Source organism: Flavobacterium sp. 123, from assembly GCF_003634825.1.
Classification (GTDB): Bacteria; Bacteroidota; Bacteroidia; order Flavobacteriales; family Flavobacteriaceae; genus Flavobacterium.
Genome location: NZ_RBXD01000001.1, coordinates 352,493 through 377,305, shown reverse-complemented (window position 1 = coordinate 377,305; position 24,813 = coordinate 352,493). Strand labels below are relative to the sequence as shown.

Genomic DNA, 24,813 nt, shown 5'->3' with positions numbered 1-24,813 from the left:
ATTGTCATGAAAATTATAGCTTTTGGCGCAAGCCCTAGTAAAAATTCCATCAATAAAAAATTAGCTACTTATGCAGCTAGTCTTTTTGAAAATGCAGAAGTGGAAGTCTTGGATTTGAACGATTTTCAAATGCCAATTTTTAGTGTTGATATTGAAGTGACCATTGGTCAACATCCATTAGCGAAAGCTTTTTTGGATAAAATTGCAGGCGCAGATATACTTGTGGTTTCTATGGCTGAGAATAATGCAAATTATTCTGCGGCTTTCAAAAATGTTTTCGACTGGTGTTCTAGAATTGGCGCGAAAGTGTTTCAGGATAAACCCATGTTGCTTATGGCTACTTCGCCAGGGGCAAGAGGAGGAGCATCGGTTCTAGAAATTGCTAAAAATGCTTTTCCACGTTATGGAGCAATCGTAAAAGCAACGTTTTCTTTGCCTAGTTTCAATGATAATTTTGATGTTGAGAAAGGTAGAATTTCTAATCCAGATTTAGATAAACAGCTGAAAGATAGTATACAGAATTTTTAGTTTTTAGGCAGATGTGATTTTTCAATCTTTGAATTAAAAAATGTCAATATCATTCTTAATAACTTTGATTTCACCTGCTTCATAATTTTATCAAATTGCACTATATTAGCACACCCGAGGTTAATGCAAAAAGCAAAGACCGAACTGAACGTAGTCAAATTCGATAAAATTTAAAATGTCCGATCAAAATCAATACAACGAAGATAATATTCGTTCGCTCGACTGGAAAGAACACATCCGTATGCGTCCCGGAATGTATATTGGGAAACTTGGAGATGGATCTTCACCAGATGATGGTATTTATATTCTGTTAAAAGAGGTACTCGATAACTGTATAGATGAGTTTGTTATGGGTGCAGGTAAAACCATCGAAGTAACCATCAAAGACAAAACAGTTTCAGTTCGCGATTACGGTCGTGGAATTCCCCTTGGAAAAGTAATTGATGTGGTTTCTAAAATGAATACAGGAGGGAAATATGACTCTCTTGCATTTAAGAAATCAGTTGGTTTGAATGGAGTGGGGACAAAGGCAGTAAATGCTTTGTCTAACTATTTCCGTGTAGAATCTGTTCGTGATGATAAACAAAAAGCAGCTGAGTTTTCGGGAGGAAATCTAGTTCTTGATGAAGAAATCATTGATACAACCAAAAGAAAAGGAACGAAAGTAACTTTTATCCCAGACGAAGCTATTTTTAAAAATTATAAATTCAGAAATGAATATATAATCAAAATGCTTAAAAATTATTGTTACCTAAATACGGGTTTATCCATAATTTATAATGGCGAAAAATATTATTCAGACAATGGATTGAAGGATTTATTGGATGAAAATATTTCTGTTGAAGATATGATTTATCCCATTATTCATCTAAAAGGAGATGATATTGAGGTAGCCATGACACACAGTAAGTCTCAATATAGCGAAGAGTATCACTCTTTTGTAAATGGGCAAAATACTACCCAAGGAGGAACACATTTAGTTGCTTTTCGGGAAGCAGTTGTGAAAACTATTCGGGAATTTTATAATAAAGGTTTTGAACCTTCGGATATCCGAAAATCAATCGTAAGTGCGGTTAGTATTAAAGTAATGGAACCTGTTTTTGAATCACAAACAAAAACCAAATTAGGTTCGACGGATATGGGTTCAGAGCCGGGAATGCAATCAGTGCGTACTTTTGTAAATGATTTTGTCAAAAATAATTTAGACAATTATTTGCATAAAAACCCGGAAACAGCTGATTTGCTTTTGCGAAAAATACTGCAAGCGGAGCGCGAAAGAAAAGAACTTTCAGGTATTCGAAAATTAGCTACAGATCGTGCCAAAAAAGCCAATTTGCATAACAAGAAATTGAGAGATTGTCGGGCACATTTACCAGATATTAAGAATCCTAGAAATTTAGAAAGTACCCTTTTTATTACCGAGGGAGATTCTGCTTCAGGTTCCATAACAAAATCGCGTGATGTTAATACACAAGCGGTTTTCAGTTTGAGAGGAAAACCGTTGAACTCTTACGGGATGAGCAAAAAAATTGTGTACGAAAATGAAGAATTCAATTTGTTGCAAGCTGCTTTGGATATTGAAGATGGTTTGGAAAAATTACGCTACAACAATATTGTTATTGCAACGGATGCCGATGTTGATGGAATGCACATCCGATTGTTATTGATAACGTTTTTTCTTCAGTTTTTTCCAGAACTAATCAAAGAAGGGCATTTGTATATTTTGCAAACACCACTTTTTAGGGTTAGAAACAAGAAAGAAACCATTTATTGTTATTCCGATGAAGAACGAAAGAATGCAATTGAAAAACTAAAACCTAAGCCTGAAATTACACGATTTAAAGGATTAGGAGAAATCTCGCCAAATGAGTTCCAGTTTTTTATTGGTGAAGACATTCGCTTAGATCCTATTATGATGGACAAAAATACATCGGTTGAACAATTGCTGTCTTTTTATATGGGTAAAAATACACCTGACCGACAAGATTTTATCATCAAGAATCTGAAGGTTGAAGCAGACGTAATTGAAAAAGTTTAAAAGCATATAAATAAAATCGAATTTTAATTTCGAATTAGAATAAATGAAAGACGAGGAAGACGATATTACAAACGCAGAAGGCCAAGAAGACGATCATACTTTTGATGAAAATCAAAATGAAGGAAAATCTTTTGAAGGACAGCATTTTTACGATAACGAAGACGAGGACAGCCAGGATACAATTACTAAAGTTACTGGTATGTATAAAGATTGGTTTTTGGATTATGCCTCTTATGTAATTCTAGAACGTGCAGTTCCCGCTATTGAAGACGGATTCAAACCGGTACAACGCCGAATTATGCATTCTCTAAAAGAGTTAGATGACGGTCGATACAATAAAGTAGCCAATGTTGTAGGGCATACCATGCAATACCATCCTCATGGGGATCAGAGTATTGGGGATGCTATGGTGCAAATAGGTCAGAAAGAATTACTTATAGATTGTCAAGGGAACTGGGGAAATATTCTAACAGGAGATGGCGCAGCTGCTTCACGTTATATTGAAGCACGTTTGTCAAAATTTGCTTTAGAGGTTTTATATAGCCCAAAAATTACGGATTGGGGCGTTTCATACGATGGAAGAAGAGCAGAACCTAATAATCTTCCGGTGAAATTTCCATTGCTTTTAGCGCAGGGTGCGGAAGGTATTGCAGTTGGACTTTCGACAAAAGTTTTACCTCATAATTTTAATGAGTTAATTGATTCTTCTATAAAAATATTAAAAGGAAAGCCTTTTACTTTATATCCAGATTTTATGACTGCCGGTATAGCGGATGTGTCAAATTATAATGATGGAATGCGAGGAGGACGGGTACGTGTACGTGCAAAAATTTCGCAAATAGATAAAAATACCTTAGCGATTACCCAAATTCCATTTTCAACAAATACATCCAGTTTGATTGATAGTATTTTGAAAGCGAATGATAAAGGGAAAATCAAAATTAAAAAGATTGAAGACAATACAGCAGCCGATGTTGAGATTTTAATTCATCTTTTTCCAGGTGTTTCACCAGATAAAACCATTGATGCGTTATTTGCTTTTACTGCTTGCGAGACTTCTGTAGCGCCATTAGGTTGTGTAATTGAGGATAACAAACCGCTTTTTATTGGGGTTTCTGAAATGTTGAAAATTTCAACTGACAGAACCGTTAGTTTGCTGAAAAGCGAATTAGAAATACAATTAGCCGAATTAGAAGAACAATGGCATTTTGCTTCTTTGGAACGTATTTTTATTGAGAAAAAAGTGTATCGTTTAATTGAGGAAGAAACTACGAAAGAAGGCGTTTATTTAGCCGTTGACGAAGGATTGAAACCGCATATTAAACATTTGAAACGCGAAGTTACTCAAGATGATATTACCCGTTTATTGGAAATCCGAATCATGCGTATTTCTAGATTTGACAGTAATAAAGCGCAAGATAAAATTGAAGCACTTGAAGGTGATATCGAACAAGTAAAATATGATTTAGAGCATTTAGTTGACTTTGCAATCGCTTATTTTACACGATTAAAAGAGAAATACGGAAAAGGACGTGAGCGTCAAACGGAACTCCGAATTTTTGATGATATTGAGGCTACAAAAGTAGTTTTAAGAAACACCAAATTATATGTAAACAGAGAAGAAGGCTTTGTGGGAACAAGCTTGAAAAAAGATGAATATGTTACGGATTGTTCGGATATTGACGATGTTATTGTTTTTATGCGTGACGGGAAAATGATGATTACAAAAGTTGATGCCAAAACTTTTGTTGGTAAAGATATTATCCATGTAGCTATTTTTGACAAAAGCGATAAGCGCACCATTTATAATATGATTTATCGCGATGGTAAATCAGGACCATCTTATATAAAGCGTTTCAATGTTTCTGGTGTAACACGTGATAAAGCCTATGATTTAACAAATGAAACTGCAGGGTCACAAGTGTTGTATTTCTCTTGCAATCCAAATGGCGAAGCTGAGGTAATCACGATTTTATTGCGTCAGGTAGGAAGCGTTAAGAAACTTAAATTTGATATTGATTTTGCTAATTTAGCTATTAAAGGTCGTGCCTCTAAAGGAAATTTAGTTACTAAATATCCAATCAAGAAAATTGAATTGAAAGAGAAAGGAATTTCTACTTTGTTACCAAGAAAAATTTGGTACGATGATACGGTGCAACGATTGAATGTTGATGCAAGAGGGGAATTATTAGGAGAATTTAGACCAAATGATAAAATTTTGGTGGTTTCTCAATCGGGGAAACTGAAAGTAATTACACCAGAATTATCGACCCATTTTGATGAAGATATGGTTGTGTTAGAAAAATGGATTCCTAAGAAACCTATTTCAGCGATTTATTTTGATGGCGAAAAAGAACGTTATTATATCAAACGCTTTTTGGCAGAAACCGAAAATAAAGAAGAAAGTTTTATAACTGAAAACCCAAATTCACAACTCGAAATAGTTTCTACGGATTATCGTCCAGTTGCAGAATTGGTTTTCACCAAAATAAAAGGAGTTCAAAAAGAAAACATGGTTGTTGATATTGAGTCTTTTATCGCTGTAAAAGGATTTAAAGCGCTTGGTAATCAATTAACAACGGATAAATTGAAACAGGTTAATTTATTAGATTCTTTGCCATACGAAGCTCCCGAAGAAGTTATTCCAGAAGACTTACAAGTTCAAACAGAAATGGATGTTGATGATTCTGATATTCAACTTGACGATGATGGTCAGATAACATTAACTTTAGAATAGTAAAAAAGCTCCTTTTCAGGAGCTTTTTTTATGGTATTATTTGAATAATTGAACTAATGTAATTTCTTTTTTTTCGCTTAATTTGTTTAGAATCTTCAAGAAAGCAATAGCCGTAATATACGCATCACCCATGGCGATATGGCGGTCTTTTTTAGAAATATCAAATTTGTCCGCCAGATCATCTAAGCTATAATTGTCTTTTCGTTCTAATAAATAGGAGGATAATAAAGTTCTTTTATAAAGTATGGCAGTATCCAAAGTTTTGTTTTTTAGCAATGGTAATCCGTTTCGCTCTAAGGCTTTATTAATCATAGTGACGTCAAATATAGTATGATGTGCAATAATAATGGAATCACCTAGATATTCTAAAAACTGCTGTAAAGCTTCTAATTCAGTAGGTCTAGTTGCAATACAATCTTTTAATATTCCGTGAATTTGTGCTGTGGTTTGGTTATAATGTTCTTGTTCTATAAAAACTTCAAAACTATCTCCAACAGAAATTACACTGTTTTGTAAAGTTAATGCTCCAATACAAAGAATTCGGTCGTTTGTATAATCAAAACCAGTTGTTTCTGTATCCAAAACAACAAAGCGAGTCGATTCAATAGATTGAAGTAATTGTTCGTCAATTGGTTCTTTGGTTTTGCCAAAAAGTGCCGCTATAAACTGTTTCGTTTTGTCAAAAATGTGTGCCATTATAATAGGTTAGAAGCATTAAATCGGATAGTAATAAGTTCCTGCAATTCTTTGATTGTTTTGAAAGTGCGTTTTAGTTTTATTTTATCTAATTTGGAAAGAGCATCAAGAGCAATATATTGGCCAGAATCATGATGTTGAAGTCCTTGTTTTGTTCTGAATTTTAATAATGCTTTGTACGAATAGGAACAAGCAAAATATAACTCTCTGTTGCTAGGTTCTAAATCTGCTAATTTTTCAAAACGCTCTGGTGTATTACTAATTGATTTCACAGAATGTGATAGAATTAACACTCTTGCAGCATCTGTAAGTGGCATTAAAGCCCTTCTTTTTATATCAAAAAAATCTTTATGAGCACCGTCTTGTTCTAATAAAAACTGTCTAAAGAATCCAGTAGGAGATGGGCTTTGCAATGCGCCACTTACTAAATGAATATAAAATACAGGATTTGCTTTTACATTTTCAAAAATAAAATCGGATAATTTGTTTACAAGTTCACTATTTCCATAGGATAGGCTATAATCAAAAAATATAAAAGATAATAAAACTTCGTTCTTGCCAGGGTTTGTAATCCAATGGTAAACTAAATTTTGCCATTCACTTAGGCTTAAACACCATTTTGGATTAGAAGCCATCATTTCTGCTGGGCAATAATCATATCCAATTTCAAAAAGTCCTTTATTGACATAAGCTGCCAATTTCAAAAAATATTCTTTAGTTTCCGCTTTTAGTTCTTCGGCAACATCTTCATATACTAAGGCGTTGTCTTGATCTGTATGCAATAACTGTTCACTTCTGCCTTGACTTCCTAATGCTAACCATCCAAATTTTACTGGCGGAGGTGTTTTCATTTTAAGAAGTGCTATTTCTATAACTTGCTTGATACAGGCATCATTTAGTTCTGTAATTATTTTAGAAGTTAAAGTAATAGGGATATTTTGATCTAAATATCCTTGTAGCAAGTGCATTATACTTGCACGAATTGGTTTTATATTTTTGAATTTTTTAGCTCTTTTTATAGCTTTTATCAATACCGCTGGATTATTACCAAGCGAGACCATAACATCATGTTTTGATAATATTCCTACTGCTTTAGAATTTGTTGTGCCATCTTTTGTAAGGCACAAATGACTGATATTGCTTTTCATCATGGCCATTTGAGCCTGAGTAACAGTCATTTTTTTAGGATAAGTAATTACAGGAGCTGTCATTACTGTTGCCGCTGTTGTAGTAATTGGAAATTTACCAGTTACCACTTTGTTTCTTAAATCTTTGTCCGTTATGATCCCTATGGGAAGTGTGTCTTCTACAACAAGAATTGCTCCCACATTTTTTTTGGTCATAATTTCGGCAACCTCTTTTACAGTAGTTGAAGAAGAACAAGTAATTAATTTTTTCGAATATTTTACAGGTTGTAAATCCAATAATTTTGTATCACTATCCAAAGTTTCGTTTCCAATGGTATCTCCATATAGTTTTCCTCTGTGGCTTTTGGAATATGGATTGCGTGTATTCGAAGCAAAACTTTCTATCAAAAAATTACCTACTGCTTTATTCTCAAGTGCATAGGGTTTAAAAATAGCTATTGGAATGGCATATAGAATACTTTCTTCATAAGTTATGGCTTCCATTTTATAGTTTTCATTAGCTATAAGTGGTCTCAGCCCAAAAATATCTCCTTCGTCACAAATATCCAAAACGTCATGATTTGGTCCTTTTCTAAGCGCTACCGCACCTTTGTGAACCACATAAAAAGACGTATGCGTTTCTTCATTTTCGGCAAAGATTAAACAATCCTTTTCTTTGTAAATAATTGATATTTGTTCAGAAAGGCTTTCAATATCTTTTTGATGTAAAAAGTTGAAAGGCGGAAAGTTTTTTAGAAAGTCAGCAACTCTATGGGAAATGGTATTTTTCATGGGGATTATTTGCGACTAGGTTAATTTGTAAAATAGGATATAAAAATAAAAAACTCCCGTGAAGGAGCTTTTTATAGTATAAAAATTATTTGTTTTTCTTTACTTTCATATTCAAAACCTCTACTAATAAAGAGAAAGAGATGGCAAAATATAAATAGCCTTTTGGAACTGGCGTTACATGGTTTCCAAAGATTAAAGCATTTGATAAATGTGCACTTTCAGTAAGTAACATAAACCCAATAAGGATTAAAAAGGATAATCCAAGAATTTGAATGGATGGGTGTTTGTTCACAAAATTCCCTACAGGAACCGCAAATTGCATCATAATTAATACCGATACAACTACAGCAGTAATCATAATATATATAGCTCCAGGAACTCCGTTTGTCATCCCAACTGCAGTAAGAATACTATCAAAAGAGAAAACCAAATCAATCATAATAATTTGTAAAAGTACATTTTGAAATGATTTTGTAGCAGCGTTACTGATTTCTTGTTCTTCGTGTCCTTTTTCGTCCACTTTTTCATGGATTTCTTTGGTACTTTTATAGATTAGGAACAATCCTCCAAGTAATAGAATTATACTTTGTCCAGTAACTCCTGCGGAAAACCAACTTAAATCAATTGTAAACCAAGGTTTCTTCATTTGAATTAACAAATTGATACCAAATAGCAACGCGATTCTCATGAACATAGCAAGGAACATTCCTATTTTTGTTGCTTTTTTACGTTTTTCAACAGGCAGTTTCCCTGTAGCAATTGATATAAAAATGATGTTGTCAATTCCTAATACAATTTCTAGAAAAGTCAATGTTAATAAGGCTATCCATGCATCGGGATTCAAAAATACTTCCATGTTATTTAGTTATGGGTTAATCAATTTTTTAATTATCAGAAATTTTGGTGACAGTTCCTCTTTGTTTCGCATCATCGCCAACCATACCAAATTCAAAGGTATAAGAATTTTTTGAGGTTGTCAAAATTTTCATACCAATTGGTTTTTCCTCAGCCATGTTTTTTGGATGTAATTTTCGCAAAACATACTCGCAATCATTTAACCATCTCACGGATGCCGTATCTGTTTTGCCGTCAAAAGTTTCAATTTCTAAACTATCATTACGAACAAAAAAAGTTGTTTTTTTGACACCGTTTACTTCATACTCAAATTTAAATTTTCCCGTTTTGAAATCTTTGCAATTATGTTCCGCATCATAACAGGACATTAGTAACAGTAGTGGGAGGATAAGAAATGCAATTTTTTTCATAGTTTTTAGGAGCTATTTCCCGCTTTTCGCTGTATCTTTTATAGTCTAAAAAGCCTATAAAAGGATGCCGCTACAATCAGGGCTAGGGGTTATCTGCACAAATGGCTTTTTATTCTTTAATTAATTATTCGATTTTTATATCATATTTGTCCAAAAGTCCCGCAATCCCTTGAGCAGAAAACTTAGCTTTCTTCATCGGGTTGAATTCAGGATCAATTTTATAATTGTACGCTGTTGTAAAATTCACTCCAGCAAGTTGTGTCTCGTTAAAAATAGCATTGTCTAGATTGCAATTTTCAAAAACAGAATTCATTAAATTCGTCCCAATAAAACTAACGTCTTTCAAGGAACAAGAATTAAATTTGGTTTTCGGCATTTTCTTATTGGCAAAAGAACTATAATCCAACACACATTCTTGAAATGAAACGGCAAACATAAAATCAGCACAGGTGTTAAACTGTATGCCTAATAATTTACAATTTCTAAAATGCACCGTTTTTAAACTTGTATTAGATAATTCAGTCATTGATAAATTACAATCAATGAACTCGCAATCCATAAAGGTATTATTAGAAAAATTACTATTCGAAAAATCACAGTTTTTGAAAACACAATCTTCAAATTCACGATTGCTTATTTTCTTATCGATATAATTGACTTTTTCAAAAGTTTTTTGAACGTGAAGTAAACTTTCCATTAGTCGTTAAATAAGCTTTTCATAATTGTTTTTAATCCTAAATACATAAAATAAACAGCTGCAATACACGTTAGGATTCCTATTCCTAATACCAGATAATGCCATACGTTTTGTTTATTCATAAATGCATTATGAATTATTGCTGGACCAATAAATAGTAATGGCAATGCACCAGATAAATATTTAACGCCTTTGGCTAATAGCTCTTTATTAGTTGCCATATTTTAATATTTAAAATTCATAATCCACACAATATCTCAAATCTCTAATTTTACCAATCCATTCCGCAACAACATTATGTATGGGATGATTTTGATATTTTTCTAATGCTTCAAACGAATTGAAGTACGAATGTAGCACCGCATCAAAGTTTGAATATTCACTTTCAATATTTATTCCTACGCGGATTTCAACTATTTCGGGAATATCTTTTTTTAAACCTTCAAGTCTTTCTTTTAGAATAATTGCATTTTCGGCTTTGCTTTTGCCTTCTGCAACATCCTTTAATTTCCACATTACTATATGATGAATCATCGTTGTTTAGCTTTTAAAATTAGCAACAGCTTTTCTGACGCTACCGTATTTTTTTAATAAATCAGAAGCTTCGTCATAGGAAACAGGAATTTCTCCCATAATCATTTTTACTCCACGATCTACAAGTTTGCTGTTGCTTAACTGCATATCAACCATTTTGTTTCCTTTGACTTTTCCAAGTTGAATCATGGTCGCAGTTGAAATCATATTAAGAACTAATTTCTGCGCAGTTCCAGCTTTCATTCGGGAACTTCCTGTTACAAATTCAGGGCCAACCACAACATCAATTGGAAATTTTGCTGTTTTAGAAATTGGACTTCCTGCATTACAAGAAATACTTCCTGTGGTAATATTATTTTCGTTACATGCTTCTAAGCCACCAATTACATAAGGTGTTGTTCCTGATGCGGCAATTCCTATAACAACATCATTTTCAGCAATCCCATGTTCTTGTAAATCAATCCAAGCCTGCGTTCTGTTATCTTCTGCATTTTCTACAGCTCTACGAATCGCTTTGTCTCCACCAGCTATGATTCCGTTTACTAAATCAAAAGGAACGCCAAAAGTAGGAGGACATTCTGAAGCATCAACGACACCTAAACGTCCCGAAGTTCCTGCTCCAATATAGAATAAACGTCCACCCAATTTCATTTTTGCAACAACAGCATCAACTAGAGATTCTATTTCTGGCAAAGCTTTTTCTACGGCAAGTGGTACGGTTTTGTCTTCCTGATTGATATTAGAAAGTAATTCCTGAACGGACATTTTTTCTAAATGTTCATATTTTGAGGATTGTTCGGTAGTTTTAGTAAAAGTCATTTTTTTATTTTTTAATGAACAAAAAACAGTTGCGGTTTAAATAAAATAAGCCAAAGCAATTCCAAAAATAATCATAGAAACTTTAGCGATATTGAATTTATGTCCTTCAGTAGTTTCAAAAATAATAGTGGATGAAATGTGGAATAATATTCCAATTACTATGGCTGTTATTTCAGGATAATAGTCATTCAATATAGGCAAATAATTAGAAGCGATAGTTCCAAGTGGTGTCATTAAAGCAAAGGTTGCCATGAACAAAAATATTGCTTTTTTATTGAGCGTTGCGTTGACAAAAAAAGTGGTCAGAATAATGGCAATAGGAAAATGATGAATGGCTATCCCAATGGCTAAATCATGATGGTGACTTACAGGAAACCCTTCTAGAAAGGCATGTATGCAAAGGCTTATGAATAAAAGCCAAGGAATATGAAGCATTTTTTTCTGACCGTGTACATGACCATGTTCCGCTCCTTTTGAGAAAAATTCTAAGATGATTTGGAATAAAATACCAAGCATAATAAATATTCCTATACTGTGGTTACTCGTTTCGTATACTTCAGGTAATAAGTGAATTACAGTTATAGATAGTAAAAAAGAACCACTAAACGCTAGTAATAATTTAAGGTTAGTTTTGTCTTTTGGTTTGATAACCAAAGCAAAAATATAGCCTAAAATTACGGAAAGTAAAGGTAAAAGGTAATTCATTATTTGAAAATCATTATTAATCGTTCGCTATCAGCTTTATGGAATTTTTTTAATTTATAATCACCAAAAACATCTAGTAAGAAAATCCCAGCTTCTTCCATCATTAGTTCGAAGTCTTTGAGTGTTAAGGCTTTTACTTTTTCAGTGAAATGAAATTTATGACCTTTGTCTTCAAAGTCAATTTCTTTATAAATATGACCGTCTTCGACATAACGCTTGATATGAAAGTCTATTCCATCAACTGTTTTGATTTCTTCAGGGACTAAAGTATCAATAACTTGATTGACATTCATAAAGTCAATTACTGCAAATCCATATTCAGTTAAGCTTTCTTTGATGGCTTTTAGAGTAGTCAAGTTGTCTTCGTCATTTTCAAAATAACCAAAACTAGTGAACAAATTAAAAATAGCATCAAATTTATCTTCAAAAGTCTCCCGCATATCGTGAACCTGAAAATGAAGTGTTTCGTTACTGTTTTTGCTGGCTTCAGCTATGCTATTTTCGGATAAATCAGCACCAATTACATTAAATCCTAATTGGTTTAAATAGATAGAATGTCGCCCTTTTCCGCAAGCTAAATCAAGTACTTTTGCTTTTTCAGGAAGATTCAGATAATGGGTTAGATTATCCATAAAAATCTGGGCTTCTCTATAGTTTCGCTCTTTATATAGAATGTGGTAATACGGTGTGTCGAACCAAGAAGCAAACCAATTTTCAGTTGGTTCTTGTTGGTTTAGGATTACTGGATTTTGTTCTTCAGACATTTATTCGTTTTCAATTAATTCAAGTACCGCAAATTTAGTGTATTTTTGCAACGAATACTTGATTTTACAATGGAAAATAATTATAAAATGATTGCCAAAACCTTTTTTGGTTTTGAAGAAATACTAGCAAAAGAATTACAAATTTTAGGCGCACAAGAAGTAGAACAAGGCGTTAGAATGGTTAGTTTTAAAGGAGATAAAGGTTTTATGTACAAAGCAAATTTAGCTTTGCGTACTGCTTTAAAAATTCTAAAACCGATTTATTCTTTTAGAGCAAATAATGAACAAGCGCTGTATAAAGGAATTTCAGGAGTAAATTGGTCTAAATATATTAATTCCAACCAGACTTTTGTGATTGATGCTACGGTTCATTCGGAGCATTTTAATCATTCTGAATTTGTTTCGCAAAAATGTAAAGATGCTATTGTCGATCAGTTTAGAGAACGAACTGGGCAACGACCAAGTATTGATAAAGCACATCCTGATTTAAGAATCAACATTCATATTGACAAAGACCAAGTTTCGGTAGCCTTAGATACATCCGGAAATTCATTGCATCAGCGTGGGTATAGAACAGCAACTAATATTGCTCCGATAAACGAGGTTTTAGCAGCTGGAATCTTAATACTTTCGGGCTGGGAAGGTCAAGGTGATTTTTTAGATCCTATGTGTGGTTCAGGAACTTTTCTTGCTGAAGCAGCTATGATTGCATGTAATATTCCAGCAAATATCAACCGAAAAGAATTTGCTTTCGAAAAATGGAACGATTGGGATAATGATTTATTTGACCAGATTGTGACTAGTTTATTGAAAAAAGTAAAAGAGTTTCATTATACGATAAAAGGATATGATAAAGCACCAAGTGCAGTTCAAAAAGCCAAAGATAATGTGCGAAATGCAAATCTTGACGAATATATTTCGATTGAAGAAAAGAACTTTTTTGATACTGAAAAAACATCTCAAGGAAAATTACACATGGTTTTTAATCCACCTTATGATGAGCGTTTGGATATTCACATGGAAGAATTCTACAAGAATATTGGTGATACATTAAAGAAAAATTACCCAGGAACTAATGCTTGGTTCATTACTGCAAATCTTGAAGCATTGAAATTTGTAGGATTGAAACCTTCTCGTAAAATAAAACTTTTTAATGCTAGTTTAGAAGCTAGATTAGTAAAGTATGAAATGTACGAAGGTAGCAAGAGAACTAAGTTTCAAATAGCATCGGATACTGATAAAGAATAATTATATACTTAAATTTTAAACCAGAAAATGACTAAATTACAAGTACGAGCATTTCTATACCAATTGGGTTGTTTTGCTATTTTATTCACTTCTTTTAGATATTTAGTAGCTGTTTATACTCCTTTAACTGGATTTTATATTTCATTAGCTGCTTTTATAATAGGAACTCTTTTGTCTCCAAAATTTCAAGCAGTTAAAACCAGAGATGGTGAAAAACTATTTATGAAATGGATTTTTATAAAAGGAATTAAAGAAATAGGATAGTTATCTAAAAAGGAAAAAGTGCTCATTTAAAACTAAATGGGCACTTTTTTTATGCAGTAATTTTTGTGATTTAAAATGTTATTTTACTTCAGGAGTTTTTAGAATTGGAGTTTCAGAAACAACTTTTTTCTTGTAAATAGGAATTAGATAGGAAACAGAATAATTGAAACCTACTCCAAAATTACCATTATACGTTCTGTTAAAGCCAGGTATATAAAGATTTTCAAAATTGTCAGGTTGTTTATTCGAAATTAACATTTTCATTTGAAGACTAAAACCCACAAATACATTATTAATAACCTTCGCTTTTACTCCCGCGACTACTTCTAACCAACTTGCCGTTAAACCATTAAATTTATCTCCAGCAGAAATTACAGGAACTTCACCCCAATATGGATTTGGATTGTAAATTTTATAGCTATTTAATTGCTGGCTAAAGGTACTTGCCCCATAACGCATTCCAATCGAAATGATGTTTTCCATATCCAACCAATTTTCATAGGCATTGTAATCAAAGCCAGCTTTTATGTAGGTTCCTTTGGCTGTTGAGCTCAATCGGACATCTTCGGTGGTTTTGTTTTCATTTCCTATTTCGGCGGCCAAATAGTATTTTTTTGTGATTCGATAATCACCTGTAAATTCAACTCCTTTGTAATTTGGATCATAAAAAGCACGTGTTAATTTGAATAAATCAACACCAACTCGCAACCCATATCGGTAAGTTTTTGGCGGAATACTGTCTTTTTTCTTCTCTACAGGAAGTGCTTTTGTTACTTTCTTTGGAGGTTCAGGCAGTAATTCTTCTGTTCGGGTTATTGGAGTTGTCTCAGGTTTAGTTTTGGTTGTTTCTTGTGCATTAATTAAACACATAGTTAACAAGAGAAAAAAACTAAAAGAATATTTTAAGGTGTGTTTCATTTTCATTTTCTATGTTAGTTTTTTCAACCGAAATATATCGCATCCATGTGTCTGAAGAACTAGGTACAGCAGTATGAATTATAGCATTGCTAGGACTTAAAGTAAAAACAGTTTTGTAACCACAAGCTCTAGAGACATAAATAGTATTGCGAGAGTAATTAATGGTTACTGTATCCACAAATACTAACGCAGGATTCGAGTTCCCATAATTATAGGTAAAACTGTAGGTTGTTGTATCCGCATCTGTTTTTAAAGGAATAGAAATAGTATTTGCACTAGTCAAATATTTTGAATCACCTGTAGCAGTAGCATTGAAAACAATACCTTCTGTCATTCCTTCGCCAACGACTTTTAACTTAGTCACACTTTTCAAAACACTTGGATTGTTGATGTCATAAAATGTTAGGACCAATCTGGGTGTAGTTGAGGTATTGGCATCGCAAATATCATCCTTTTCACAACCCGAAAAAGAAAACAAAGCGATTAATAACAATAAGGTTATTTTTTTCATGTACTATTTATTTTTTATCATCAAATGTGACTAATAATCTTATCTTCTTTCTAAAAGTACTACATTTTCAACATGATGCGTCTGTGGAAACATATCTACAGGTCGCACTCTGCTTACTTTGTATTTTTCGTCCATTAAAGCTAAATCTCTTGCTTGTGTAGCGGAGTTACAACTTACATAAACCACTTTTGAAGGCTCTATTTTCAAGATTTGGTCAATTACATCTTTGTGCATTCCATCTCTTGGTGGATCAGTTATGATAACATCAGGTTTTCCATGTTGCGCAATGAAACTTTCGTTGAAAACAACTTTCATATCTCCAACATAAAACTCACAATTGGTAATATTATTTCGTTCTGCATTTGCTTTAGCATCAATAATTGCTTCAGGAACACTTTCCACACCAATTACTTTTTTGGCATTTTTAGATACAAATTGTGCAATAGTTCCGGTTCCAGTATACAAATCATAAACAGTTTCATTGCCTGTTAATCCTGCAAAATCACGTGTTATTTTATACAATTCATAAGCTTGATCCGAGTTAGTCTGGTAAAATGATTTAGCATTAATGCTGAATTTTAAACCTTCCATTTCTTCTAAAATATAATCACGTCCTTTATATAATTTAATATTGGTATCATATAAAGTGTCATTTGCTTTGTTATTTACCACATATTGTAAGGAAGTGATTTGTGGAAATGTAGCATAAACATGATCTAAAAGTAATTCTCTATTTGCTTTATCATTTTCAAAAAACTGAACCAAAACCATGATTTCTCCTGTTGAAGCAGTACGAATCATCAATGTTCTAAGCAAACCTTCATGTGCTCTAGGGTTAAAGAAAGTCAGATTATTTGCGTTTGCAAAAGCTTTAATTTCGTTTCTAATTGCATTAGATGGATCTTCCTGTAAATGACATTTGCTGATGTCTAGGATTTTGTCCCACATTTTTGGAATATGAAAACCCAATGCGTTTTTGTTTCCTAAATCTTCAGTGCTATTGATTTCATCTTCGGTTAACCAACGGCTGTTTGAAAACGAAAATTCCATTTTATTTCTATAAAAGAACTGTTTTTCTGAACCTAAAATGGGTTCAAATTCAGGAAGGTCTATTTTTCCAATGCGTTGCAAATGATTTTTTACTTCATTTTGTTTGTAGAACAATTGTTGGCTATATTTCATATTCTGCCATTTACAACCTCCACAAACACCAAAATGTTCGCAAATAGGCTCAATTCTATGTTCTGAAAACTCATGAAATTTCACTGCTTTTCCTTCATAATACGCTTTGCGTTTTTTGAAAGTTTGCACATCAACTACGTCACCAGGAACCACGTTCGGGATAAACACTACTTTTCCGTCTGGAGCTTTCGCTACGGATACGCCTTTTGCACCAGCATCAAGGACTTTTATTTGATGAAAGACAACTTTGTCTGTATTTTTCTTTGCCATAGCGCAAAAATAAGGGTTTGAATGGTTTTATAAATTCAAATTGGGAAATATTTTTGATAAGAGGTGTTTTTTATTAAATCCTAATCTTAATTTTCATTTCAAATACTGTTTTAGGAGTACTATTTTATAAGTTCATAAAAGGAGATTTTGAGAATATTGGAGCTATTTTCGTTTAAATTTTTGTTAAAATAACTTATTATAAAAGGGGATTTTATTTAAAAGAATTAAATTTGAGTAAACTATAAATCAGTTAGTTATGAAACGACATGCCACTGCAGTTTGGAACGGTTCGCTTAAAGCAGGAACTGGAAAATTAACGACACAAAGTAAAGCATTAGCAAATACGCAATATTCTTTCAAATCCCGTTTTGATGAAGGAATTGGGACTAATCCAGAAGAACTTGTGGCTGCTGCACATTCGGGTTGCTTCAGTATGCAACTTTCTGCTTTTGTCGGAGAAGCCGGTTTTGAAGTAGAAAGTATTGAAACAGAATGTGTTATTGAGCTTATAGAAGGAACTATCAAAAGTTCTAAGTTGACAGTGAATGCTAAAATAAAAGAAATTTCAAATGAGGTTTTTCAGGAATTGGTTACCAAAGCAGAAAAAAACTGCCCAGTTTCTAAATTATTAAATGCAGAAATTTCATCAACAGCTACTTTAGTTTAAAGAAACTTTAAAATCTAAATAAAAATGCAACTATCTTATCTGGTAGTTGCATTTTATTTATATACAAGTAACAAAACTATTGTCTTTTCTTAATCAGTTCATAATTGACGATTGCCAGAAAATAGAAAAAGGAATCTGCGGTTATTTTGCCAAGAAGTATTCCAGCGAAATAATTTCCGCTTAGTATTGGCATCCAATACATACAAAAAGGACGAATTATGAAAAAATCTAAAATAGCAGGGTAGCCAAATTCTAAAATTAAATTCCGAATTAAAAGCACCAGTTCTTTAAAAGCCGTAGGTTTATTTAACTGCTTGTTGTTCTCAACTATCTTTTTATAAGCGATGAATAAAATGACTCCATAAAAGGCGACATATTCAGTAAATGTTATTAAGTATGCTGTGGTTAAACCATCAAATATTCTACTAAATTGGGAACTTGTCAATGCGGCTGTTGTAGCAGACAATTCTGCATATTTATACCGATCAAACCATTCTTTGAAATTAGATTTATTGAACATTATTATTTTGAAGAGATTTAAATATTTTATAAATAAAAAGAGACTCGGTTACTATTTTACCAAAGCTGATGCACTTCGGGTTTAATGTAATGGTTGTAAATTTCATTCATAGCCATAATTTTTTCAGGGGTAAGTTCAGGCAAATCATTCACGGATAGATTTGATAGTACGTGGCTTTCTTTTGAAGCTCCTGGTATTACACAACTAATTTCATTAAAACTCAAAATCCATTGCAAAGCTATAGGAGCTAAATTTGACGCTTCAGGAAATAAAGCTTTTAAAGCTTCAACAGCTTTTAAACCGAGTTCATAGTTGATTCCTGAAAAAGTTTCTCCTTTGTCAAAAGCTGCACCATCTCTATTAAAATTTCTGTGGTCTTGGCTTTCAAAAGTAGTTTTTGAATTAAACAACCCCGTAAGAAGTCCACTAGCCAAAGGTACTCTTGCAATAATACCGATGTCACGTTTTTTCGCTTCTTTAAAAAATAATTCGGCTGGACGTTGACGAAAAAGGTTAAAAATAATTTGGACCGTTGTGACATTCGGATATTCGATTGCTTTCAAAGCTTCTTCTACTTTTTCTACGCTTACTCCTAAATTCAGAATTTTACCTTGCTCTTTCAATCGGTCAAATAATTCGAAAATCTCAGGGCGATAAAACACTTCGTTAGGAGGACAATGTAGTTGTATTAAATCTAAAGCTTCCAAACCAGTTCTTTTTAAACTGTCTTCAACAAATTTTTGTAGAACTTTAGGTTGGTATCCTTCATTTACATGCGGATTAATATGGCGGCCACATTTAGTAGCCACATATATGCGTTCTGAACGCGAGCGGACTACACGACCTACGGCAGTTTCACTCAGTCCATTTTCATAAACATCAGCAGTATCAATAAAATTAACTCCGTTATCAATAGCTGTATTAATTAATTCATCAGCTGTTTTATCATTGAAAGGCGAACCCCATTTTCCGCCTACTTGCCAAGTACCAAGCGCTATTTCGGAAATATTAAAATTAGTCTTACCTAGTTTACGATAGTTCATTTTCTTTAGTTTTTATGGGTATAATTTATTTTTTAGAAAGGGCTTTAGCTATTGCTTTTTCAGCAAGAGGTTCCATTATTTCATATCCAAGTTTGTTAGGATGAACTCCATCACCAGAATGAATTGGTTTTAATCCTTTTCTATCATCAACTAGAGCAGAATAATAATCTAAATATATGATGTTGTGAGCGTCAGCATATTCTTTTATCATCTTATTGAGCGCAATTACTTTCTCAGCGGGATTTTGGTTAGGTTTCCAAGGAAAATCATATGCAGGTAATACGGAGCAAAGAATGATTTTGATATTATTTGCTTTTGCAAGTTCAGCCATCGAAAAAATATTACCACTAATCATTTCTATGGTCGAAGGGCCAGTGTTTCCTGCTATGTCGTTTATACCAGCTAATAGAACGATAACGGCTGGTTGTAATGCAATGCCATCAGCTCTAAAACGAACTAATATTTGTGGTGTGGTTTGTCCTCCGATGCCTCTGTTGATATATGGTTTCCCTGAAAAAAACGAAGGATCTGTAGTGGACCACATTTCAGTTATGGAATCACCAATAAATAAAATTCTTTTTTTACCAGGCTCTGGAGGAGCAAGTTTTGTATTTTCGTTTTGGTATTTATTTAAATTAGGCCAGTCTTGAGCTTTTACTTTTCCTCCCATGAATAATAATAAAAATAGAATGTAGTAAATTAATATTGTATTTTTCATTTGAAGCCAAATTTAAAATTAATTAGCTTATAAAGATATAAAAAATGTTATTACAGGAAATGTTGTGAACTAGTAAGGTAAAAATTAAAAATATGGTTGTTATAAATATATAATTCAAACATTATAGGTTAAAACTTAAATGATAAACACTATGAGATAGGGAAATAATATTTAAACCATATAAGTATATTGTATGTTAAATAGTATCTACTGAAACTTAAATTACCTTATATGGTTTAAAAAAAAAAGACTTATTTTTTTAAAGCTTTCTATTGAAATGAACTGCTATTTTAGCATCGTTACTTAATCGAATAAATCCGAAGATAAATAACGATCTCCACGGTCACAAATAATGGCGACAATTACTCCAGATTCCATTTTTTCGGCAATCTTTATAGCTGCAGTGACAGAACCTCCGCTGCTCATTCCTGCAAAAACGCCTTCTTCAAGGGCTAATCTTTTGGTCATGATGCGTGCTTCTTGTTCGCTTACTTCAATTACGGTGTCTACTTTTGAGGCATCAAAAATTTTAGGTAAATATTCTTGAGGCCATTTTCGGATTCCAGGGATTTGTGAGCCTTCACTTGGTTGAGCACCAATAATTTGGATATTAGGATTTTGCTCTTTCAAATAAGTCGAAGTTCCAATGATAGTTCCGGTTGTTCCCATAGCAGAAACAAAGTGCGTTACAGTTCCTTCAGTATCATTCCAGATTTCTGGGCCAGTTGTTTTGTAATGCGCTTTCCAGTTGTCATCATTTGCAAATTGATTCAGCATGATGTATCCACCTTCGGCAACTTTTTTGTCTGCATAATCTCTTGAACCTATGATTCCAGTACTAGCAGGGGTTAGTATTACAGTTGCGCCATAAGCACGCATGGTTTGAGTACGCTCTATGGTTGAATCCTCAGGAAGAACTAATTCAATTTCTATATTGAATAATTGCGCTATCATGGCTAAAGCAATCCCAGTGTTTCCGCTAGTTGCTTCAATTAATTTATCCCCTTTTTTAATCTCACCTCTTTCTAATGCACCAGCAATCATATAATAAGCCGCACGATCTTTTACGCTACCTCCTGGATTATTTCCTTCGAGCTTTAGTAATAGTTTTACGTTTGGATTTTTAATTAAATTTCTACTCTCCACCAAAGGAGTATTCCCTATTAATTCTAGTAATTTTCTGGGTTTCATGCTAATGTTTCTCTTTTACTTTTACTTCTGTGGTAGTGGTGTTTGTTACAATTGAATTTGCAGGAATGGATTTGGTAACCCATGAATTTCCACCTATAATACTGTTTTTTCCAATCGTGGTCGTTCCTCCCAAAATGGTTGCATTGGCATAAATACATACATTTTTTTCAACTGTAGGATGTCTTTTGGAGTTTTTCATTTCTTTGGTAATGCTTAATGCTCCTAAAGTTACTCCTTGGTAGATTTTCACATGTTTTTCAATCACAGTAGTTTCACCAATTACAATACCTGTTGCGTGGTCTATAAAGAAAGGAGACGCAATTGTAGCTCCTGCATGAATATCTGTACCTGTAATACGGTGTGCATATTCACTCATTAATCTTGAAAACAGCAATAAATCAAGTAAATATAATTCATGACTTAGTCTATAAATAGCAATGGCATAAAATCCAGGATAAGCAAGATAAACCTCTTCAATACTGTTTGAAGCAGGGTCGTTTTCTAGAATGTAAGCGGCGTCTTCATTGAGTTTTTCAAGTACAGAAGGTAGTTTTTCAACATATTTATTCCAGCTTGAATCACACAATGCGTTTGTCTTTTTACAAGCGATTGCCGAAATTTCTTTAAAAAGAGTTTCTAGCTCGTTTATACTTTCGTCTAAGTGAGCATTAGCATCAAACAGGGTATAGAAAAGTTTTTCAGTAAAAGCCTCTGTCTTGGTTTTGATGCTGTAATTGATAGAAAAATGACTCTTTAAAGAATCAATATCTTGGATAATCTGATTTTTTGTCACGATTATAAAGTTGAATTAGTAAATCAAAGCAGTAAAAGTAAGGTGTTTTTAGAGAAAGTTGAAATAAATTTTCAAGGAATGTTTTATTAAGGATGAGAAATTTGTTTTTGGAGAGGATTATTTTTTTCTTCTTCATAGTTATTTGGTAGCTATAGAGTCAAATTCAGAATGCTTTTGCTGTAATTACAATTGTGTTGAATGTTTTATATGGATGATTTTCTCATTTGGTGTTTTTGGTAAAAAAATGATTTTAAATCCGTAAATTAGCAAGAGAAACACTGTTATTAATTGAATGCCAGACTGTTTTTCTAATTTTGAATAACAAAATATTTTTAGGATGAACAACAGACAAAAAATCACAAATAAGCTGAAACGTTTTTGGAAAATACTTGGTCCAGGATTAATCACAGGTGCTAGTGATGATGATCCGTCAGGGATTGCTACTTACTCGCAAGCAGGTGCTGCTTATGGGCTTTCAACTTTGTGGACCGGAATAATAGCATTCCCGTTAATGGCTTCTATTCAACAAATGTGTGCTAAAATTGGTTTAGTTACTTCGTTGGGTTTGACTGGTGCTTTGAAGAAAAATTATCCTAGACCTGTTTTATACCTGATGTTGTTGTTTAGTTTTCCAGCTATTGTTATGAATATTGGTGCAGATATAGCGGGAATGGGAGCCGTTGGTAATTTATTATTTCCTTCTATCGAAGCTACTTATTTTAGTGTTGTTTTTACTATAATTCTTTTGGGTTTAATTATTTATTTGCCTTATCAAAAAATTGCAGCTACTTTAAAATACTTGTGCATTGTTCTTTTGGTTTATTTGATTGTGCCTTTTTTATACAAACAAGATTGGTTAGCAATTGCAAAAGCTACTTTTATTCCAACTATTGCGTTTAACAAGGAATTTGTAAGCATCATTGTTGGGATTTTAGGAACAACTATTTCGCCATACCTTTTCTTTTGGCAAGCTACAATGGAAGTCGAAGAAATGAATCATAAGAAAAAACATTTGATGGTTGATAAGAAGATCATTCATGAAATGAAGCAAGATGTTGATTTTGGAATGTCTTTTTCAGGATTAGTGATGTATTTTATTATTCTAACAACGGGAACTGTTTTGTTTAATGGAGGAATTCATCAGATAGATACCGTTGAGCAAGCCGCTATGGCATTAAAGCCTTTGGCAGGAGATTTAGCCTATTTGCTTTTTGCTATTGGAGTTATAGGAACGGGACTTTTAGCAATTCCGGTGCTTAGTGGTTCGCTTTCTTACATTATCACAGAAACTTTTGGATGGGAGCAAGGCTTAGATAAAAAGTTTCATGAAGCAAAAGCATTTTATGCTGTGATTGCAATTTCATTGATTCTAGGATTGTCTTTAAATTACATTGGTATTTCGCCAATAAAAGCATTGATTTATACCGCGATTTTATATGGTATGACCGCTCCTGTATTAATTGCTATTATTCTCCATATTTGTAATAACAAAAAAGTAATGGGAGATTTTACGAATAGCAGAAGATCAAATTTTCTTGGTTTTTCAGCCTTAATTATTATGACGGTTTCGGCTTTGGTTTTGATTTACTTTCAAATTTCAGGAGATTGATTCGAGTGTATTTAAAAGTGTTTATAATAATAACCGATGATCATAAAAAGCCCATTTACGCTACCTAATACAAGAAGTATTTTTTTGTAATTTCTACTAGTTTCTAAAAAACTAAATCCTAAAAATCCTAAAAAAAGAATGCTGCTATAAATGGCCGGATACATCTGAAAAGCCATTGAAAATTCGCCTTTAAAAAGCAGGAGTAAAGCACGTTGAAAACCACATCCTAAACACTCTATTCCGAAGAGTGTTTTGCTTAAGCAGGGCATCATATATTTTTCTAAATCCAATGGTTTTTCTTTCTACAATTTTACGAAAAAAAAAGAAACGATTGAAATAATAAAGAGGGCTATTTTAAATTCATTACTTTTGAATTCTGAAATTTAGAAAGATGAAAAAGTTTATAATTCCAATGATGATTATTGCTATAGTAATTGCTTTTTATGAGCAAAGTACGAATGATAAAAATGTCTATGTTATGGTAATTGCTATTGCTGTTTTTATGTACGGAATGATGCAATTAAGCGCTAAGACACCAAGTAAAAATCCAGATAAAGAAGATGATAATGTTTAGTAAAGGAGATAAAGTTTCAGTGCTTGATGAAGCAGTTGATGGGGTTGTTTTATCGGTCAAAGATAAGCAGGTAACCATCGAAACTGAGGACGGATTTGTGATGACATTTTTTGTCAATGAATTAATTAAAGTAAACGATTCCAGTAACTTAATGGATTCTATTAGAAGAATTGATACAAGTGAATTAAATAAGATGAAAGAGAGTCCTAAACCTAGAAGTTTTGTTAAAGAACGAAAAGATAAGAACGAAATTTCGGCTCCAGAATTTGATTTGCATATCGAAAAATTAGTTCCTAATAAACGAGGAATGTCTAATTATGATATTCTAACGTTACAATCCGAAACAGCAAAACGCCACATTGAATTTGCTATTAAAAATCGAATTCCAAAGATTGTTTTTATCCATGGTGTTGGTGAAGGAATCTTAAAAGCGGAGCTTGATTTTTTATTGGGGCGTTATGATAATATTGCTTTTCAAGATGCCAATTATCAAAAATATGGACTTGGAGCTACAGAAGTTTTTATAAAACAAAACAGTAAATAATCCGATTTTTTGAGGATTAAAATCAATAAAAAAACGTCAGTATAATTTCTATATACTGA

The 24,813-nt window shown here is 32.9% G+C and carries 28 protein-coding genes; 9 read left to right on the top strand and 19 right to left on the bottom strand.

The genetic code is table 11. The features are described 5' to 3' along the window. Positions 1 to 6 precede the first annotated feature (6 nt). The 3 genes from C8C88_RS01770 to C8C88_RS01760 all read left to right on the top strand — a co-directional run bounded on the left by C8C88_RS01770 (position 7) and on the right by C8C88_RS01760 (position 5,303). On the top strand, positions 7 to 528 hold the full coding sequence (locus tag C8C88_RS01770; protein WP_121336489.1) for an NADPH-dependent FMN reductase: 522 nt from the start codon (positions 7 to 9) through the stop codon (positions 526 to 528). A 175-nt stretch (positions 529 to 703) separates the two neighbouring features. Then, a complete protein-coding gene (locus tag C8C88_RS01765; RefSeq protein ID WP_121336488.1) occupies positions 704 to 2,566 on the top strand; it encodes a DNA topoisomerase IV subunit B in 1,863 nt (620 codons plus the stop codon). A 43-nt stretch (positions 2,567 to 2,609) separates the two neighbouring features. Next, on the top strand, positions 2,610 to 5,303 hold the full coding sequence (locus tag C8C88_RS01760) for a DNA gyrase/topoisomerase IV subunit A (protein WP_121336487.1): 2,694 nt from the start codon (positions 2,610 to 2,612) through the stop codon (positions 5,301 to 5,303). A 36-nt stretch (positions 5,304 to 5,339) separates the two neighbouring features. On the opposite strand, the gene C8C88_RS01755 is transcribed toward C8C88_RS01760, so the two are convergent. From C8C88_RS01755 to C8C88_RS01710, 10 genes are all read right to left on the bottom strand, one after another. Continuing rightward, positions 5,340 to 5,999: a PolC-type DNA polymerase III gene (locus C8C88_RS01755; protein ID WP_121336486.1), complete on the bottom strand. Its 660-nt coding sequence runs from the start codon at positions 5,997 to 5,999 to the stop codon at positions 5,340 to 5,342. Next, positions 5,999 to 7,918, bottom strand: a complete 1,920-nt coding sequence (locus C8C88_RS01750) for a DUF294 nucleotidyltransferase-like domain-containing protein (RefSeq protein ID WP_121336485.1) — start codon at positions 7,916 to 7,918, stop codon at positions 5,999 to 6,001. The genes C8C88_RS01755 and C8C88_RS01750 overlap by 1 nt, the downstream gene beginning before the upstream one ends. Positions 7,919 to 8,003: 85 nt before the next feature. Further along, positions 8,004 to 8,774 carry a TerC family protein gene (locus C8C88_RS01745; protein WP_121336484.1) on the bottom strand — a complete coding sequence of 257 codons (771 nt, stop codon included), beginning with the start codon at positions 8,772 to 8,774 and terminating at the stop codon, positions 8,004 to 8,006. 28 nt (positions 8,775 to 8,802) lie between these two features. Further along, the gene (locus tag C8C88_RS01740; RefSeq protein ID WP_121336483.1) at positions 8,803 to 9,183 is read right to left on the bottom strand and encodes a DNA topoisomerase IV; all 381 of its coding nucleotides are present in this window, start codon (positions 9,181 to 9,183) and stop codon (positions 8,803 to 8,805) included. A gap of 124 nt (positions 9,184 to 9,307) precedes the next feature. Further along, positions 9,308 to 9,880 (bottom strand): pentapeptide repeat-containing protein, encoded by a 573-nt coding sequence (locus C8C88_RS01735; RefSeq protein ID WP_121336482.1) that lies wholly within the window; start codon positions 9,878 to 9,880, stop codon positions 9,308 to 9,310. After that, positions 9,880 to 10,101, bottom strand: coding sequence for a DUF6095 family protein (locus C8C88_RS01730; RefSeq protein ID WP_121336481.1), 222 nt, complete (start codon positions 10,099 to 10,101; stop codon positions 9,880 to 9,882). The genes C8C88_RS01735 and C8C88_RS01730 overlap by 1 nt, the downstream gene beginning before the upstream one ends. 10 nt (positions 10,102 to 10,111) lie before the next feature. After that, positions 10,112 to 10,414, bottom strand: coding sequence for a Dabb family protein (locus tag C8C88_RS01725; RefSeq protein ID WP_121336480.1), 303 nt, complete (start codon positions 10,412 to 10,414; stop codon positions 10,112 to 10,114). 6 nt (positions 10,415 to 10,420) lie between these two features. Next, positions 10,421 to 11,233 carry an N-acetylmuramic acid 6-phosphate etherase gene (gene murQ, locus C8C88_RS01720; RefSeq protein ID WP_121336479.1) on the bottom strand — a complete coding sequence of 271 codons (813 nt, stop codon included), beginning with the start codon at positions 11,231 to 11,233 and terminating at the stop codon, positions 10,421 to 10,423. 36 nt (positions 11,234 to 11,269) lie between these two features. Then, positions 11,270 to 11,938 carry a ZIP family metal transporter gene (locus C8C88_RS01715; RefSeq protein ID WP_121336478.1) on the bottom strand — a complete coding sequence of 223 codons (669 nt, stop codon included), beginning with the start codon at positions 11,936 to 11,938 and terminating at the stop codon, positions 11,270 to 11,272. Further along, positions 11,938 to 12,702 (bottom strand): bifunctional 2-polyprenyl-6-hydroxyphenol methylase/3-demethylubiquinol 3-O-methyltransferase UbiG, encoded by a 765-nt coding sequence (locus C8C88_RS01710; RefSeq protein WP_121336477.1) that lies wholly within the window; start codon positions 12,700 to 12,702, stop codon positions 11,938 to 11,940. The genes C8C88_RS01715 and C8C88_RS01710 overlap by 1 nt, the downstream gene beginning before the upstream one ends. Before the next feature lie 69 nt (positions 12,703 to 12,771). Between C8C88_RS01710 and C8C88_RS01705 the strand changes: the two genes are divergently transcribed. Together C8C88_RS01705 and C8C88_RS01700 are read left to right on the top strand one after the other, a co-directional pair. After that, a complete protein-coding gene (locus tag C8C88_RS01705; RefSeq protein WP_121336476.1) occupies positions 12,772 to 13,950 on the top strand; it encodes a class I SAM-dependent RNA methyltransferase in 1,179 nt (392 codons plus the stop codon). Positions 13,951 to 13,977: 27 nt separating this feature from the next. Further along, the gene (locus C8C88_RS01700; protein WP_121336475.1) at positions 13,978 to 14,214 is read left to right on the top strand and encodes a hypothetical protein; all 237 of its coding nucleotides are present in this window, start codon (positions 13,978 to 13,980) and stop codon (positions 14,212 to 14,214) included. 78 nt (positions 14,215 to 14,292) lie between these two features. Here C8C88_RS01700 and C8C88_RS01695 read toward each other — a convergent pair whose 3' ends face one another. From C8C88_RS01695 to rlmD, 3 genes are read right to left on the bottom strand one after another with little or no spacing between them, the layout of a single operon-like run. Continuing rightward, the gene (locus tag C8C88_RS01695; protein WP_233549303.1) at positions 14,293 to 15,084 is read right to left on the bottom strand and encodes a DUF6048 family protein; all 792 of its coding nucleotides are present in this window, start codon (positions 15,082 to 15,084) and stop codon (positions 14,293 to 14,295) included. A gap of 19 nt (positions 15,085 to 15,103) precedes the next feature. Continuing rightward, the gene (locus C8C88_RS01690) at positions 15,104 to 15,643 is read right to left on the bottom strand and encodes a DUF6452 family protein (RefSeq protein ID WP_121336474.1); all 540 of its coding nucleotides are present in this window, start codon (positions 15,641 to 15,643) and stop codon (positions 15,104 to 15,106) included. 39 nt (positions 15,644 to 15,682) lie between these two features. After that, positions 15,683 to 17,095 carry a 23S rRNA (uracil(1939)-C(5))-methyltransferase RlmD gene (gene rlmD, locus C8C88_RS01685; RefSeq protein ID WP_121336473.1) on the bottom strand — a complete coding sequence of 471 codons (1,413 nt, stop codon included), beginning with the start codon at positions 17,093 to 17,095 and terminating at the stop codon, positions 15,683 to 15,685. Between the two features lie 256 nt (positions 17,096 to 17,351). On the opposite strand from rlmD, the gene C8C88_RS01680 reads away from it, so the two are divergent. Next, the gene (locus tag C8C88_RS01680; RefSeq protein ID WP_121336472.1) at positions 17,352 to 17,762 is read left to right on the top strand and encodes an OsmC family peroxiredoxin; all 411 of its coding nucleotides are present in this window, start codon (positions 17,352 to 17,354) and stop codon (positions 17,760 to 17,762) included. Positions 17,763 to 17,838: 76 nt separating this feature from the next. Here C8C88_RS01680 and C8C88_RS01675 read toward each other — a convergent pair whose 3' ends face one another. From C8C88_RS01675 to epsC, 5 genes are all read right to left on the bottom strand, one after another. Continuing rightward, positions 17,839 to 18,282, bottom strand: coding sequence for a hypothetical protein (locus C8C88_RS01675; protein ID WP_121336471.1), 444 nt, complete (start codon positions 18,280 to 18,282; stop codon positions 17,839 to 17,841). A 56-nt stretch (positions 18,283 to 18,338) separates the two neighbouring features. Beyond that, the gene (locus C8C88_RS01670) at positions 18,339 to 19,325 is read right to left on the bottom strand and encodes an aldo/keto reductase (RefSeq protein ID WP_121336470.1); all 987 of its coding nucleotides are present in this window, start codon (positions 19,323 to 19,325) and stop codon (positions 18,339 to 18,341) included. Between the two features lie 25 nt (positions 19,326 to 19,350). Continuing rightward, a complete protein-coding gene (locus tag C8C88_RS01665) occupies positions 19,351 to 20,043 on the bottom strand; it encodes an SGNH/GDSL hydrolase family protein (protein ID WP_233549302.1) in 693 nt (230 codons plus the stop codon). A gap of 303 nt (positions 20,044 to 20,346) precedes the next feature. After that, entirely contained in the window at positions 20,347 to 21,234 is an 888-nt protein-coding gene (cysM, locus tag C8C88_RS01660; RefSeq protein ID WP_121336468.1) for a cysteine synthase CysM, read from the bottom strand. Position 21,235: 1 nt separating this feature from the next. Further along, on the bottom strand, positions 21,236 to 22,027 hold the full coding sequence (gene epsC / locus C8C88_RS01655) for a serine O-acetyltransferase EpsC (protein ID WP_121336467.1): 792 nt from the start codon (positions 22,025 to 22,027) through the stop codon (positions 21,236 to 21,238). Positions 22,028 to 22,364: 337 nt separating this feature from the next. On the opposite strand from epsC, the gene C8C88_RS01650 reads away from it, so the two are divergent. Continuing rightward, positions 22,365 to 23,636, top strand: coding sequence for an NRAMP family divalent metal transporter (locus C8C88_RS01650; protein ID WP_121336466.1), 1,272 nt, complete (start codon positions 22,365 to 22,367; stop codon positions 23,634 to 23,636). 11 nt (positions 23,637 to 23,647) lie between these two features. Here C8C88_RS01650 and C8C88_RS01645 read toward each other — a convergent pair whose 3' ends face one another. Next, on the bottom strand, positions 23,648 to 23,926 hold the full coding sequence (locus C8C88_RS01645) for a DUF2752 domain-containing protein (protein ID WP_121336465.1): 279 nt from the start codon (positions 23,924 to 23,926) through the stop codon (positions 23,648 to 23,650). Positions 23,927 to 24,027: 101 nt separating this feature from the next. Between C8C88_RS01645 and C8C88_RS01640 the strand changes: the two genes are divergently transcribed. Then, the gene (locus C8C88_RS01640; RefSeq protein ID WP_121336464.1) at positions 24,028 to 24,210 is read left to right on the top strand and encodes a hypothetical protein; all 183 of its coding nucleotides are present in this window, start codon (positions 24,028 to 24,030) and stop codon (positions 24,208 to 24,210) included. Further along, positions 24,203 to 24,754 (top strand): Smr/MutS family protein, encoded by a 552-nt coding sequence (locus C8C88_RS01635; RefSeq protein WP_121338521.1) that lies wholly within the window; start codon positions 24,203 to 24,205, stop codon positions 24,752 to 24,754. Before C8C88_RS01640 ends, C8C88_RS01635 begins: the two co-directional genes overlap by 8 nt. The last annotated feature ends 59 nt before the right edge of the window (positions 24,755 to 24,813 follow it).

What these genes read in the sequence shown, in the direction of transcription:
- cysM (WP_121336468.1), bottom strand. Translation starts at nt 21,234, where the DNA reads ATGAAACCCAGAAAATTACTAGAATTAATAGGGAATACTCCTTTGGTG.
- C8C88_RS01680 (WP_121336472.1), top strand. Translation starts at nt 17,352, where the DNA reads ATGAAACGACATGCCACTGCAGTTTGGAACGGTTCGCTTAAAGCAGGA.
- C8C88_RS01695 (WP_233549303.1), bottom strand. Translation starts at nt 15,084, where the DNA reads ATGTGTTTAATTAATGCACAAGAAACAACCAAAACTAAACCTGAGACA.
- C8C88_RS01665 (WP_233549302.1), bottom strand. Translation starts at nt 20,043, where the DNA reads ATGAAAAATACAATATTAATTTACTACATTCTATTTTTATTATTATTC.
- C8C88_RS01710 (WP_121336477.1), bottom strand. Translation starts at nt 12,702, where the DNA reads ATGTCTGAAGAACAAAATCCAGTAATCCTAAACCAACAAGAACCAACT.
- C8C88_RS01640 (WP_121336464.1), top strand. Translation starts at nt 24,028, where the DNA reads ATGAAAAAGTTTATAATTCCAATGATGATTATTGCTATAGTAATTGCT.
- C8C88_RS01760 (WP_121336487.1), top strand. Translation starts at nt 2,610, where the DNA reads ATGAAAGACGAGGAAGACGATATTACAAACGCAGAAGGCCAAGAAGAC.
- C8C88_RS01745 (WP_121336484.1), bottom strand. Translation starts at nt 8,774, where the DNA reads ATGGAAGTATTTTTGAATCCCGATGCATGGATAGCCTTATTAACATTG.
- rlmD (WP_121336473.1), bottom strand. Translation starts at nt 17,095, where the DNA reads ATGGCAAAGAAAAATACAGACAAAGTTGTCTTTCATCAAATAAAAGTC.
- C8C88_RS01735 (WP_121336482.1), bottom strand. Translation starts at nt 9,880, where the DNA reads ATGGAAAGTTTACTTCACGTTCAAAAAACTTTTGAAAAAGTCAATTAT.
- C8C88_RS01635 (WP_121338521.1), top strand. Translation starts at nt 24,203, where the DNA reads ATGTTTAGTAAAGGAGATAAAGTTTCAGTGCTTGATGAAGCAGTTGAT.
- C8C88_RS01675 (WP_121336471.1), bottom strand. Translation starts at nt 18,282, where the DNA reads ATGTTCAATAAATCTAATTTCAAAGAATGGTTTGATCGGTATAAATAT.
- C8C88_RS01650 (WP_121336466.1), top strand. Translation starts at nt 22,365, where the DNA reads ATGAACAACAGACAAAAAATCACAAATAAGCTGAAACGTTTTTGGAAA.
- murQ (WP_121336479.1), bottom strand. Translation starts at nt 11,233, where the DNA reads ATGACTTTTACTAAAACTACCGAACAATCCTCAAAATATGAACATTTA.
- C8C88_RS01740 (WP_121336483.1), bottom strand. Translation starts at nt 9,183, where the DNA reads ATGAAAAAAATTGCATTTCTTATCCTCCCACTACTGTTACTAATGTCC.
- C8C88_RS01765 (WP_121336488.1), top strand. Translation starts at nt 704, where the DNA reads ATGTCCGATCAAAATCAATACAACGAAGATAATATTCGTTCGCTCGAC.
- C8C88_RS01725 (WP_121336480.1), bottom strand. Translation starts at nt 10,414, where the DNA reads ATGATTCATCATATAGTAATGTGGAAATTAAAGGATGTTGCAGAAGGC.
- C8C88_RS01730 (WP_121336481.1), bottom strand. Translation starts at nt 10,101, where the DNA reads ATGGCAACTAATAAAGAGCTATTAGCCAAAGGCGTTAAATATTTATCT.
- C8C88_RS01755 (WP_121336486.1), bottom strand. Translation starts at nt 5,999, where the DNA reads ATGGCACACATTTTTGACAAAACGAAACAGTTTATAGCGGCACTTTTT.
- C8C88_RS01750 (WP_121336485.1), bottom strand. Translation starts at nt 7,918, where the DNA reads ATGAAAAATACCATTTCCCATAGAGTTGCTGACTTTCTAAAAAACTTT.
- C8C88_RS01700 (WP_121336475.1), top strand. Translation starts at nt 13,978, where the DNA reads ATGACTAAATTACAAGTACGAGCATTTCTATACCAATTGGGTTGTTTT.
- C8C88_RS01715 (WP_121336478.1), bottom strand. Translation starts at nt 11,938, where the DNA reads ATGAATTACCTTTTACCTTTACTTTCCGTAATTTTAGGCTATATTTTT.
- C8C88_RS01690 (WP_121336474.1), bottom strand. Translation starts at nt 15,643, where the DNA reads ATGAAAAAAATAACCTTATTGTTATTAATCGCTTTGTTTTCTTTTTCG.
- C8C88_RS01770 (WP_121336489.1), top strand. Translation starts at nt 7, where the DNA reads ATGAAAATTATAGCTTTTGGCGCAAGCCCTAGTAAAAATTCCATCAAT.
- C8C88_RS01705 (WP_121336476.1), top strand. Translation starts at nt 12,772, where the DNA reads ATGGAAAATAATTATAAAATGATTGCCAAAACCTTTTTTGGTTTTGAA.
- C8C88_RS01670 (WP_121336470.1), bottom strand. Translation starts at nt 19,325, where the DNA reads ATGAACTATCGTAAACTAGGTAAGACTAATTTTAATATTTCCGAAATA.